Origin of the sequence: Kitasatospora sp. NPDC087861 (assembly GCF_044742585.1) — a bacterium.
Classification (GTDB): Bacteria; Actinomycetota; Actinomycetes; order Streptomycetales; family Streptomycetaceae; genus Kitasatospora.
The window spans coordinates 1-13631 of record NZ_JBIUUS010000072.1 but is presented as its reverse complement, the minus strand read 5'-3'; the positions used below and the strand labels follow the sequence as shown (position 1 = coordinate 13631).

Genomic DNA, 13631 nt, shown 5'->3' with positions numbered 1-13631 from the left:
CGGTGCGCCGGCCCCCCGCGCCCGGGGGGGGGGGGGGCCCGCCCCCCCCCCCCGCCCCCCCCCCCCCCCCCCCCCGGGGGGGCCCCCCCCCCCCCCCGCCGCGCCCCCCCCCCGGCCCTATTGCATGGCGGAAGCGGATCTGGCCTCCTGTGAAACCGCAGGAGGCCAGATCCGTTTCCGTTGTTCAGGGCTGGTTCGGGGGTTGGGGGGTCGCGCCCGGGTGGGCGATGCGGCCTCGTGAGGAACAATCGAGGCGTCACAACCGGGCGAGGGGCGGAGCTCGGTGCCGCCTGCTCCGTCTCACAGGCGGGTGACAGTCCGGCTTCCTGTACCGATCAGTAGCTCTGTGTGGGGTTTTCGGACACGCGGGGCATGGTTCGTGTGGCCCGCACGTCCTGTCGTCGCTTTGCTGCGGCGCTCGGCCGCGGCCGGGATTGCGCATGAAAGTGCACTACGGAGTGGTGATCATCGAACACTCACCGTTATGGCGCGTTTCGGTCCTGTCTCGCCGGTGGTTGCTTCGATAGGTTCCTTCTGATCTTGGGACTGGCCATGCCCGCGCGCGCCGGGATGGCGGGACCCGCCAGTCTCCGGCCCAGGCATCGCCGTCGCACGGCTGCGCGGCCTGCCCGTTCCGTTCGAGGGAAGGGATCTTGTGGCGCTTCAGGTGGAGGATCTGCGCAAGCTGTTCGACGGTGGAGGTTCCGCTGCTCCGGTGGAACTCTCCGGGGAGGCGTTCGGGTTCCGGTACGACCCGTTCCTCGCGGTCGTCACCGACGGCGTACTGCGGCTGGAGCACGCAACTGGCGACGGTGAGGCCGACCTTGAGGCTGCCGGTGCCGCAGTCTCCGCACTGCGCGCCGAGCCGGTGCCCGTACGCGTCACCTTCCACGGCCAGGGCGGCGAGGTGGCCGCGGTGACGCTCGCGGCCGAGCCCGCAGAACCCGGCGTCCCGGCCCATCCGCTGGCGCGCGGCCTCGGCCTGGAGTGCGCCCCCTTGCCATCGGCCGCCGCTCTCACGCGGTTCGACGTGCGGGCCGATGCCGAACGCCTGCTGCTCACGGGCACCGGCCCGAGCGTGCGACTGGCGCTGCTGTGCCAGGGCGTGCGGCTGCTCGTCGCCGAATTCCAGGACCGCGTCGGGCAGGCCTGGCGGATCGTCGCCACGGACAGCGATCTGACGCAGGAGCAGATTGCTTCTGCCGAAGCCGAGTTGACGGCCGAAGGGGCGCCCGTGCCGGCGCTCGCCGGGGGGCTGCCCGCCGGGACCTGGCTGGTGATGCCAGGCCCCGTGCTCGTGCCGGTGCGCGGCGGCGGTGATCACGCGCGGCCCGTGCTCGATGCGGCGCGCCGTGACGGGCTCGGCCGGGCCCTGCCGGCGAGGCCTGAACCGGCGCGCCCGTTGCCGGTGCGACGCCGCGGCCTTCTCGCCTTCGCCGGGCCCGAGGGCTTCACCGTCCTCGCCCCGGCCCCCGCAGCCCGCAGCCCGCGCGGCTGGGGCATCGGCAAGCCGTCCGACGGTGACGGCGTCGTGATCAGCTACAACAACCCGCCGCTGTCGGTCAACGGCGCCCTGGTGGCTCTGTCCGCCACACCGCCGTACCGCACGGTGCTGGGCGGTGTGCTGCTGGTGGATGCCGGTGTGGTGTCCGGCAGTGCGGTGGGCGCCTACGTCGTGCCGCAGGACTCCGGGCTCCAGCCGTCCGTCTTCGCGTTCGGCGCACTCGGCTCGGACAAGGGCATCGGGCCGTCGCCGTTCCAGGTGCGCGGAATCGCGCTCGGCCTGGGCTGGAACAGCCGGATCCGGCTGCCGGAGGTGGAGGCGATGAACGACTTCCCGTTCATCGCCGCGCTCGACACCCCCGGGACGATCGGGGGCAGCAGCGATCCGGTGCAGATCCTGAAGGCGATCACCGGCGGCGCCGATCCCTGGGTGCGCCCGGCCCAGGACGAGCTGTGGGTGGCGGCCGGGCTGGCGTTCAGCTGCTTCGAGGCCGTCACGGGCAGCGCGATGGCGGTCGTGCAGACCGGCGCGGACCTCACCATCGCCCTGCTCGGACTCGCCGCCACCGAGTACCCGCCGAACGGCGACCGCAAGTACGCCAAGGCCGAGCTCGGTATCGAGGTCGTCCTCAAGCCGAACAAGGGCGAGCTGCGGCTGGCTGCCGCGCTGACCCGCAACTCCTTCCTCCTGGACCCGAACTGCCGACTGCGCGGCGGCGTCGCGCTCGCCACCTGGTACGGGCCAAGCCGACAGGCCGGGGACTTCGTCTTCACCCTCGGCGGCTACCACCCCAGGTACCAGCGGCCCGACCACTACCCGGCGCCGGCCCGGCTCGGCTTCGACTGGGACCTGACGGGCAGCGTCACCGTCTCCGGCGGCGTCTACTTCGCGATCACCCCGTCCGCCGTGATGCTCGGCGGCGAGCTGGAGGTGAACTTCCACTCCGGGATGCTGCGCGCCTGGCTCGTCGCCAGGGCGGACGCGCTCATCCAGTGGCGCCCGTTCCATTTCGATATCGGCATCAGTGTCAGGATCGGCGTCCAGGCCCAGGTCAAGATCCTCTTCGTCAAGATCACCATCAGGATCGAGATCGGCGCGAGCCTGAGCCTGTTCGGGCCGCCGACCGGCGGCGAGGCCACCGTCCACCTGTGGTTCATCTCGTTCACCATCAAGTTCGGGGCCAAACGCGACGAGGGTGCGAAGTATCTGGACTGGGCCGGTTTCCAGGACATGCTGCCCCCGCCCGGCAGTCTCGTACAGATCCACGCCGGCGCGGGTCTGATCAGCGACGACCCGGTGGGCGGCGGGCACGGGCAGGCCTGGCTCGTCTCCTCGGCGGGATTCGACTTCAACGTCGAGTCCGCCGTTCCCATCACCGAGATGTATCTCGACCGCCGCTCCCATGCGCCGGTGGAGCGCGGCAGCCGGATCGGCGTGCGGCCCATGGGCGAAACGGGACGCACCAGCACCCAGGTCGTCGCGCTCACTCTGGAGGGCGCCCCGGTGCTGCTGACCGACAGCTGGCACGCCACGTTCAGCCGGACCTCCGTGCCGCAGTCCCTGTGGGGCACGGGCGCCCCGAACGTGCTGCCCGCACCCGGCGCCCAGCTGATCCACGAGCAGCTGACCGGCGTCAGGCTGGCCTCCCCGGCGACCGAGAACGGCAGGTCCACCGGCTACATCTCCGCCGAGCACCTGGCCTTCGACCCGATGGAGCCCGGCGACCAGCCGCTCGATCCCGACGCGGGCCCCGTCGGCCCCGAGCCGCGCCGCCTCGCCGGGGCCGCTGTCATCGACCGCATCCGCACCACCGTCGACGCCGCCCCGCAGCGCGCCGCCCGGCGCGCCCTCGCCGACGCCTTCACCGGCTTCGGCGTCGGCCTCGGTGGGCTCGACGGCGACCTGCCCGGGTATGTCCGCGCCTGCGAGACCGCCTTCACCGCCGCGCCCCTGCTCGTGTCGGCCAGCTGAGAGGTACGCCCCGTGACCACGCCCAACGTCGAGCACCGGATGCGGCTGTTCGACCACCGCATCCCGTCCCTGTCCGCCGGCAAGCACACCATCACCGTCGATCAGACCCTGGATGCGACCGGCGCCACCCTGCCCGCGCACCAGCAGCGCTTCGATGTGCGGGAACTGCGGTTCACCATCGCACCCACCGACGTCCAGGCCTGCTACCCGCTGCCTGGGGCGAGCGGCTCGTACAGCCAGATCCTGCCGCACATCACCCTGGACACCCCCGCCCTGCCGTGGCTGCGCCGGCTGCGCGGGCAGGCCAGGAGCGTGCCCTGGATGGCCCTGCTCGTCTTCCGTGAGGGCGAACTGCCCGGCGATGCGCAGGCGGTCGGCGCGGTCGACGTCCTGACGGTCCGCCAGCTCCTGGGCCGCGAGAAGCCCGGCCGGCCACCCAAGATCGAGGACGAGTACATCTTCGACGACGAGTGGGACACCGTCTGCACCACCGTCCTGGTGCCCGGCGCCCAGTTCACCGCCCTCGCCCCCACCCCCGCCGAGATGGGCATGCTCGCCCACGTCCGCGAAGGCGGGCCCCCCGACGCCACCCACACCCGCGCGGCGGACGAGCCCGAGCCGGAGCCCGACGTCGAGGACCTGAACGCGGTCGTCGTCGCCAACCGCTTCCCGGCCGTGAACGGCGGCATGCACGTCGTCCACCTGGTCTCCCTCGACGGCTTCGAGGACTACCTGGACGGCACGGCCCCGCCCGCCGAGGGGCTGCGGATGGTCTCCCTGTGGTCGTGGTCGTTCGAGTCCGTGTACGACACCGGCGTCGGCTTCGGCGACCTCGCCCACAACCTCGCCACCGGCCCCGACGCCCGACCCGACCTGCTGCTGCGCCGCCGCGCCCAGCGGCCCGCGCAGCCCACCGAGGCCCAGCGCGAGGCCCTGGACCGGCTGGAGTCCGGGGCCGCCGCCCTTCCCCAACGCCTGGACTCCGGCGAGCGCACCCTCGCCTACTACCGCGGCCCGCTCACCGCCGCCCCGGCCCAGAAACTGCCCGCGCCCGGCGAGGGCCGTGAGCGCCTGGAGTCGGCCGGCGAGGCCCTGGTCTATGTGGAGCGGCACGGCGTCTTCGACACCGGCTATGCCGCCGCGTTCAGCCTCGGCCGCCAACTATCCCTCGGCGACGCCCAGTTCCACACCGCCCTGATGGAGTTCCGCAAGGCCGCCCGCAGCGCGGCGCGCCGCCTGCTCACCCGCTCCGGTCCCGCCGGACGCGCGGCCACCGTCGAGGCGCTGACCGGCCACCCGGCACGTGACGCGTTCGACCGGCTGCTGACCGAGGCCGACGGCGCGCGGCTCAGCCGCGCACTGGACACGGCAGGCGCGCAGATCGCGGTCGGACACCGCCGCGCCGCCGCAACGCGTGCGACAGGCCCCGGCGCGCTCGCGGCGGCGACACTGCGAGCCACCGTCGCCCAGGCCGAGACCCACGGCCTGCTGCGTGCGGCCCTCTCGCACGAACTGGACCCGGTCGCCGCGTGGCTGGCACGGTTGCCGCTCCTGGAGATGATCCCGTTCGAGCACCTGGTGCCCGACCCCGCGATGCTGCCGCCCGAGTCCATCCGCTTCGCCTACACCGACCCGGACTGGGTGCGCGCGGCCGTGGACGGCGCGCTCAGCGTCGGCGTGGGCCACGCCCTGGACGCCGACCTCAACCAACTCGCCGCCGACGTCGCCGCCCCGCCGCCGTGCGCGGTACTGGTGCGTTCGGACCTCGTCCCCAACTGGCCGAAGATCATCATGGCGGCCTCCCGCGACGGCGAGAGCGTCGAGCCGGTGCGGCGCACCGTCTACGGGGACGACGTGCTGCTCATGCTCTACCCGGAGGTCATCGACACGTTCACGCTGGCCGAGCCGCCACAGGGCCTGCACTTCGGGTTCAGCGACATCGGCACGATCGAGCTGCGGCAGATCACCGGGGCGTCCGTCGGCGCGCCGATGGGCGAGTTCCCCGCCGACCCGGCCGACGACCGCTTCGCCCGCTTCCTACGCCCCGGCGGCCGGGACGTGCTCAACGTCGCGGGCCCGGGCGACGCGCTGCTGACCGCCCTCGGCGCGGCACACGACAACACGCCACTGAGCTCGGCCCAGTTCGCCCTCCAGATGATCAAGGCCCCGCAACTCCAGGAATTCGTCCGGCCGTGACCTCCAGGAAGCAGACGATGACAACGCAGCACACCACACGGCAGACGACGACCGGGCAGCGGGAGATGACGGCGGACAACACCCTCGTCGTCCCGGTCGAGGTCGCCGCCCTCGCGGTCAACGACCAGACCCGCATCACCGACGGCAGCTTCATCTGGCAACGCTGGCAGGCCGACTTCACCGCCCTGGCCTGGGACAATCTGCCGCCCGAACCCGTGCCGTTCACCTTCGAGGACTGGAGCAACGACCCCGGCCGGTGCGGCGTCTACCTCCAGTGGCAACTCCCCGAAGCCCTCACCCGCGGCCGCCACGACGAGATCGAGGGGATCGGCGACTTCCCCCTCGTCCCCAACCGCTGGCTGGTGGTCCGCTACCGCGCCGACACCCGCCAGACCCGCGCCTGGGTCGTGCAGAGCGACTACCTCGGCACCCGAGACGACGGCCAGCACGTGGTGCCCGGCACCGTCTCCTACCTCGACCCGGACGGCAACAGCGACGACGACGGCGAGTTGAAGGCCACCTTCATCGGGCGCCGGCACGAGCTGACCGCCGAGCAGCCGTGGCGCGAGCCCGCCGACGCCCGCACGCCGTTCCTGACCGCGATCGGCTCCGGCCTGCTGACGTTCACCGCCTTCCAGCCGTACAACGAGAACGTCTTCTCGCTCCACGACCCGCTGGACGACGTGGACGGCGACGCCCGCCTCAGCTACCACGTGAGCGGCTGGTACTCCGACCCCGCAGCCGACATCGCCGCCACCGGCGAACCGCTCGCCCAGCTGCTGGAGCGCCTCGAATGGCTCGCCCCGGCCGCCACCAGCACCACTGACCGCACCCTGTACACCGGCAGTGCGCTCGGCGTCCTCTGGCAGCCCGAGGGCGGCGTCCCCGTGTCGGACTGCCCGGGCCCCGACAACATCGCGGTCTGCGTGGCCAACAGCGCCGCCGAGGCCCTGGCCGCCCTCCCCGAGCAGAGCGGCGGCGAGGGCGCGCTCAGCGCCGACGAGGCCCGCCTGTTCGGGGCGTTCACTCTGGGCACCCTGGATGCCCTGGACCGCGACGACGGGGCAGGGGACGACCTGACCGCGCGCGCCGCCCACGCCACCGGCTTCGGCCCGGCCACCGCCGGCTTCACCTGGCGCGTCGTGGACGGCGACACGGCCGAGGCCCGCGCCGCGCTCACCACCGCCCAGCGCGCCGCCCGCCGGGAGTCGGAGGAGAACGTCGTCGCCGGCCTCAACCGCCTCCAGGCCGAGCACGACGCGCTCGCCCGCGACCTGGCCGCCGCCCAGGAACGCCTCTACCTCCTGTGGGCGCTCTCCCTGGAGAACCGGCCCCACCCCGACTTCGCGGACCGCATCGACGACGAGCTGAACCCCGCCGTACCCGACGGCGCCGCCGGCCGTGTCACCGAACTCGCCCGCCGCCTTGCCGCCAAGCGCGCCGAGATCCCGTGGGGCACCACACCCGCAGAGCTGGAGACGAACGCCGCCGCGTACGCCGCCCGGCAGGGGATGCGTTCGGCCGGGATCCTCAAGCGCATGCCCGCCGAACCCTACGAGGACTCCACCGACCCCGTGGTCCTCCTGCAGGGCGCGAACCTCAACGCCCCACTCACCCGCGGCTCCGCCCTGCCCTGCCGGCCCGCCGACCGCCTGGTCACCGCGATCGGAGCGATCAACGCAGGCACGGTCGTCACCGACGTCGCCCAGATCGCCACCGGCGGGCTGCCCGCCGTCGTCCCGGCCGCCCTCACCGAGTTCTTCATCCTCGCCCGCACCCCCGACCCGGGGACCGTCAAACCGGAGCAGGTCACCGGCGCGCTCCCCGAGTACGGCACCGAGGCGTGGCGCCAGCCCTGGCAGCCGCTCTACCTCATGTGGAAGGCCAGCTACACGCCGCTGGCCTACGCGGAGGACGGCCAGGCCCGTTGGCGCTTCGACGGCACCCGCTACCGCTGGACCGGCGAGGGGGAGGTCCCCGAGCCCGTCGAGATGATGGGCCGCCAGATCCTCACGCCCAGCGCCGGACACGCCCTCGCCGGACAGATCGACAACCACGCGGCCTACCGCGCCGACCTCCCCCAGGAGCTGATGCGCCAACTGCGCGAGGACGCCCGGCGCAAAGACCTGCTCTCCCAGAGCCTCGACGGGTTCGGCGCAACCCTCAGGCAGCGCGAACCCCGTGCGGGCCGGCGCCCGCCCGAGGCCGTCGAGAACCTCACCGGCCGGATCGACAGCCAGGCCCCGGTCCCCGGCACCCCGCCGAAGTACGGCGGCCAGCCCTGGAAGGACTCCGTCTTCCACGAACTGCGCGCCGGGCAGATGGCGTTCACCCGCCTCTCGGTCGTGGACCGATTCGGCCGGGCCGTCAACCTCATCGAGGACGAACTGCACTTCGAGCCCGTACGACCCGACCCGATGATCCCCGACCACCCCGTCCACGACCTCGCCGCCGACCGCCTCATCGAACTGGGCCCGCGCCTGCTCCAACCCGCCCGGCTGCGCCTGGACTTCCTCGCCGGCGGCCAGGACGAGGACATCGCCGTCACCCCCGGCGCCAACCCGGTCTGCGCCTGGCTGCTGCACAACCGCCTCGACCGCACCCTGGCCTGCTTCGACGCCGAGGGCGTGGCGCTGGGCGAACTGCGCGAAGTCCTGTCCCCGGACGGCCCGCGCGTCGTCGAGTGGGTCGCCCTGCCCGGTTCACCCATCACCGAACTCGCCCAGCTGGAAGCCCTCTCCAAGCACGCCTACCGCTTCCTCGCCGCCATCCGGCGACGCGGCCCGGCCGTCCTGGCCGCGGTGCGCGCCACCCTGGACGACTCCCTCGCCATGATCGACCCCGACGGGTCCGAGGACACCGGACTCGGCTTCCTGCTGGGCCGGCCCCTCGCCCTGGTCCGCACCCGCCTGGACCTGGAACTGTGCGGCCCCGCCCGCAGGACGGTCGCCTGGACGCAGGTCATCGACCCGCCGGAGCCGGACCTGCCCGACTATCAGTGGTTCGTACGGCTCGGCGAACCCGCGCACACCGACGACGGCCTCATCGGCTGCGTCCTGGACGACGACTACGACCACTTCGAGACCGTCATCGCACCGCGCGGCGACCACGGCGGCTACCTGCGCCAGATCCCCGCCGACGGCGAACCGCCCGTCCGCCTCTCCTTCGGCGGGCAACCGGCCCTGGCCACCCTCCTGGTCGACCCGCGCGTAGCCGTCCACGCCACCACCGACATCCTGCCGACCGGCACCGTCCACGTCCCACAGGAGTTCACCGCACGGGCCCTGGCCCGCATGACCGTCGGCTTCCGCGCCGGCCCGCTGCTGGCCGCCGAGGCCGCCGGCACTGCGGTCATGCCCGCCCCCGCCACGGTCACCGGCACCTGGGCCTGGGCCGAACCGCACGGCACCGGCTGGCGCACCCTGCCCATCACCGTCCCCGACCCCGCCGCCCTGCCGCTGGGCCGCCCGGAAGTCCGCTCCGGCTTCCTGGTCCTCGGCGACGCCCTCACCGCCGCCAACCACAGCCAGAACGGACCCACCCCATGAGCCTGACCGTCTCCCAGTCCGTCGCCTCCGAAGGGCCCGAGACCGCCTCCTCCGACCAGTCCGGGCTGGCGTACGAGATGAACACCAGCCCCGACCCGGTGCGCGTCTCGCCCGCCACCGGACCGCTGGAGAAGGCCGACATCGTGATCGTCGGCAGCCACCAGGGCTTCAACCAGATCGAGATCCGGCGCATCACCGTCGGCTTCCCGATCGGTGACCTCTCCCACGCCCTGACCGAACACCTGAAGGAGATCGAGGCCACCGTCAACCACGGCGGCACGAGCTGGACCCCCTCCCACAACGAGGCCGAGCAGGAGATCGTCTTCAACGCGCCGGGCGGCGCCACCGTCGTGGACCCCGGCCAGGGCGTCACCATCCAGCTGCGCAACATCCCCGTCAACCGCCAGGTCGGCACGGTCCCGCTCACCGTCGTCGTCAGCTGGCGCCGGGTCGGCACCGGCTCCTACAAGGACGACATCGACCTGCTGCCCGTCGGCAAGTTCCCGCCCACCTTCCGGCTCGACAACCTCCGCGCCAACCCGATCTCCCTCGAACACAGCGGCAGCACCACGCTCACCTGGGAGGCATCCGAGGGCGCCACCTACAAGCTCCTCTACGGAACGGCCGAGATCGACGTCACCAAGGTCCGCACCTACACGGTCAACAACCTCAGGCAGACCACGCCGTTCTACCTGCGCGGCACGGCGCAGTCCGGCAACACGACCGTCGAGCGCACGCTCACCACCCTCGTGACCGTCACGGTGCCAGACCTGGAAGTCACCAACCTCTACGTCAAGGGCACCCTGAGTACCCTGCGCCTCTCCAACCTGATGTGCATGAACTTCACCGCCAAGGACGGCTGGAGCGCCCCGGTCGCGGTATCGGTGCACTCCGGGGCCAAGCCGCCGGCCGTCGCCGCCCACAACGGGCGCCTGCACTGCGTGCACCGGGCCCTGATCGGCGACTACCTCATGTGGACCGCCTCCGCCGACGGCGTGGACTGGCTCCCCGACGAGACCCTCGACTTCCGCAGCCCCGACAACCCGGCGCTGGCCTCGTTCAACTCCAAGCTGTACTGCGTCTTCCGGGGCATGGACAACAGGCTGGCCTGGAGCACGTACGACGGGACACGCTGGAGCGAACCCCAGCTGATCGACCTGTACACCACACACGCACCGGCCATCGCCACCTTCGAAGGCAAGCTGTACTGCGTGTTCCGGGCCGACGACAGTCGGGTGCTCTGGACCACGTACAACGGGACGAGCTGGAGTACAGCGTCACAGTTGGTGACCGCCACAAGCTCCGGCGCCGCAGCCCTGACCATCGGCCCCGGCCGGACGGCCGGAACCCAAGCACTGCACGCACTCGTCAACAGCGGCGGGAGGTGGCTGCAGACCCAGACGCCCTTCAACCAAATCGGCACAATCTACGACGGGGAGCAACCCAACCCGCACGGGCCGGCCGCCCTGGCCACACTCGGCCAGACCATCTACCTCGTCCGCCACGGCGAGGACGACGCGTACCTCATTCAGCAAACGCAACCCAGTAGCTCGAGCTCGTGGGGCAGGGCCTCATCCCTCGTCACCAACACCACCAAGGACGCGGCCGCCATGACCGTCTTCAACGACAAGATCTACCTGTTCTACATGCGCTGAGCCGCACTCAGACAGGCCGCGGCAGCCCTGCGGCGGTTCTGTGACCAGGGCTGCAGATTCGCAGACGGATCGGTCGCGTTCACCGGCGCATCCAGCGTCGCCATCGTGCGCCACCGGTACCGCGGGGCACGTGTCCCGACCCCGTGGACGATCGAACCGGCAACCCTCACGGGCTGACCACCGGGCAAGACACGTGGAGAGCCGGATGCGGAGCGGAGAAGAGCACCGCGGACTTCCTGACCCGCCCCAAAGCCGAAGGTGCGGCCCGGATGGTCAGACCATCCGGGCCGCACTCTTGGACAGCGTCAGCGAGGGGAACCGTAGCGAAGATCCACGAAGGCACCCACCAGTCCACCGAGCGTGACGGCGGGTACGAGCGCCGCCCAGGGGTCGCCAGCCAACGCGCCTGAGATCATCGCCAGGGCGATGACAGCCAACGCGATCATCCGGGCCGGCATCGACCGCGGTAGCAGCTGTACAGGGTGACCGCTCCGTCGTTGCCGAACCAACCTGACGGCGAGCAGAACTGCCGCGGCCACAAGGAGCGGCGGCACCATTACGTGCGCGGAACTTCCCATGCCGTTCGCCCTTCTGGACGGTTGGTTACCGTACCCGCCACTGTACTCGTAGGCCGTGAACAGGGGTATCTTGATTTCCACGCACTGGTTGTCGTTCTGGGCGTTCCAGGCAACTCGCGAAATGTTTGTCGCGTTCAGGACCCCGTATACGTTGAACGGCGGCGGAGCAGCAACGAAGACAACCGCCAGGAACGCAGAGTCCGCCGCTACGTGGCCGGTTTCGTTCTTGTCGAAGTACACGGTTCCAGTGACCCAGCCCCAGGTCCACTTCGGGTCCGCCACAACGGGATCCTTGGGGTGGGAAGCAGGCACAACCTCGGCCAGGAGCTGCGGCCATGTCAGCACCTCCCGCCACTGCCCGCCCGTCTTGAAGCGCCGGATCACGCCCTCGAACTGCTGCCGCAGCCGCTCGGGGTACGGGCCGTACTCACCGATCGGCAGGTACGGCTCGATGAACTCCCGTTCCGCACCAGTCAGTTGCATTCGCGTCGCGCGGCATGATCTACAGGATCAGGCCTCACTGCGAGAGCGAATCCCACAAATTGATCACGACCCGATACCCGCCCTAGTCCGAGTACAGCGCTGTCAGGCGAGGCAGCCGCCGGCTCAGCTCGTCGCCGTCATCAAAGTCGAAGTCCCATACCGGATCCAGAGCCGGGTGCCGGATGGTGAAGGCGTCGTTGGGGAGGTTCTCCCCGGTGGCAATCCGGTGGGCGTCCCAGGCGATGCTCAGGGATTCTTCGCACTCGATGTCGATCCCGTCTACGGCAAAGGCGCGTACGGCGGGGAGTTCGGCGAGCGCGTCAGGATCGGCGATGATGCACTCGAAGGTCGTACGGCCCTGTGTGATCAGCCAGCCACGGAAGTAATCGAACCCGTCGTCGGAGCATCCGCCGTTGATCACGTAGGCGGCACCCCAAAGCGGGGACCTGTAAGAGTCGGCCATCAGGTCCCACAGGATCTGCTGGGCGGCGACGATCTCTTGGGCCGGGCGAAGCGCGAGCAGCGCGGCGGCCCGGTGGGCTACGGCTTCACCGTTGTCCGGGGCCGGCACCTGTGAGCGGGCTTCCTCGATCAGCTTCCAGAACTGCTGGGTGTCCATGGCCGCTGAGCATGCCACCGGTCTCTGACAGAGCGGTCCCGGCCGGAGAGGTTCCAGCCGGTGCAGGCCAGGTTGGCGGGTATCGCGAGGTGGGTGGACTCGCTGGTGTCGGCGCACTGGTTCTGCTGCACAGCTTCCCAGGCGGGACCCGGCCAGCAGGTATCTTCGGAGCCAATCCCTGGCAGGGTGAACGAATGACGACGAACCGCGACTACTCATCCGATCTCCAACCCACCGGCCTCAAACTGTGGTCGGACAGCACCCCGGCTCACAGCGATCTCCTTGCGGTGAAAGCGCTCGTCTACGACCCCTGTGGGTTCACCTGCTCGCAGCCAGTTCCCGAAGCCGAGAGTGCCGCCTACGCCGCCCACGAATTCACCCTCGACGGCCTCTCCATCCGGTTCCGCGCAGCCAAGACGACCCCCACCAAGGTCGGACAATTCGTGACCGTATGGAAGAGGTCCCCGGGCGGCCCCATCCAGCCCTTCGACACCACGGACCCCATCGACCTCATCGTCATCAGCACCCGCGACCATCACCACTTCGGCCAGTTCATCTTTCCCATGGACGCGCTCCGTCAGCACGGTGTCGTATCAACAAACGGTGTCGGTGGGAAACGAGCCTTCCGCGTCTACCCGCCCTGGGTGACCACCACCAACCGCCAGGCCAGCAGCGCGCAGGCCTGGCAGCTGGACCACTTCCTGCACCTGCACCAGGACGGGCCCATCGACTCCGCCCGCGCCCATGAGCTCTACCACCCATAGGACGGCGCTGGCACAACACAAGACCGACCAGCCGGTCACACGATCCCTGATCGCCTACGACCACTGATCATTCGGAATGACTCGTCTAGTGGGAAACGATCACGTCGAGCGTGGGAACAGGCCTTGCTCAGTGCCCACAAAGGTCCTGATCAGGGAGTTTCGTCGGTGTCCCACAGAGGTCCTCGGACCCAATGCGGCCGGGGGGGGCGCCCCCCCCCCGGGGGGGGCCCCCCCGGGGGGGGGGGGGGGGGGGGGGGGCCCCCCCCCCGGGGGCCCCGCCCCGGGCCCCCCGGGCGGGGGGGGGCGGGGCGGG

At 71.2% G+C, this 13631-nt stretch carries 6 protein-coding genes and 1 pseudogene; 5 read left to right on the top strand and 2 right to left on the bottom strand.

Annotation, left to right across the window (positions count from 1 at the left end; all coding sequences use genetic code 11):
* Window positions 1-655: 655 nt before the first annotated feature.
* From ACIOJE_RS40330 to ACIOJE_RS40315, 4 genes are read left to right on the top strand one after another with little or no spacing between them, the layout of a single operon-like run.
* Window positions 656-3475, top strand: a complete 2820-nt coding sequence (locus ACIOJE_RS40330; protein WP_400783549.1) for a DUF6603 domain-containing protein — start codon at window positions 656-658, stop codon at window positions 3473-3475.
* Between the two features lie 12 nt (window positions 3476-3487).
* Window positions 3488-5671, top strand: coding sequence for a hypothetical protein (locus ACIOJE_RS40325; RefSeq protein WP_400783547.1), 2184 nt, complete (start codon window positions 3488-3490; stop codon window positions 5669-5671).
* A 17-nt stretch (window positions 5672-5688) separates the two neighbouring features.
* On the top strand, window positions 5689-9219 hold the full coding sequence (locus ACIOJE_RS40320; protein ID WP_400783544.1) for a hypothetical protein: 3531 nt from the start codon (window positions 5689-5691) through the stop codon (window positions 9217-9219).
* Window positions 9216-10874 carry a hypothetical protein gene (locus ACIOJE_RS40315; protein WP_400783541.1) on the top strand — a complete coding sequence of 553 codons (1659 nt, stop codon included), beginning with the start codon at window positions 9216-9218 and terminating at the stop codon, window positions 10872-10874. Before ACIOJE_RS40320 ends, ACIOJE_RS40315 begins: the two co-directional genes overlap by 4 nt.
* Window positions 10875-11794: 920 nt before the next feature.
* Here the strand turns inward: ACIOJE_RS40315 and ACIOJE_RS40310 are convergent.
* Together ACIOJE_RS40310 and ACIOJE_RS40305 are read right to left on the bottom strand one after the other, a co-directional pair.
* Window positions 11795-11935, bottom strand: a pseudogene (locus ACIOJE_RS40310) (transposase); the annotation flags it as partial.
* An 82-nt stretch (window positions 11936-12017) separates the two neighbouring features.
* Window positions 12018-12554, bottom strand: coding sequence for a DUF4240 domain-containing protein (locus tag ACIOJE_RS40305; protein WP_400783538.1), 537 nt, complete (start codon window positions 12552-12554; stop codon window positions 12018-12020).
* Between the two features lie 194 nt (window positions 12555-12748).
* Between ACIOJE_RS40305 and ACIOJE_RS40300 the strand changes: the two genes are divergently transcribed.
* Entirely contained in the window at window positions 12749-13318 is a 570-nt protein-coding gene (locus ACIOJE_RS40300) for a MepB family protein (RefSeq protein WP_400783536.1), read from the top strand.
* Window positions 13319-13631 lie beyond the last annotated feature (313 nt).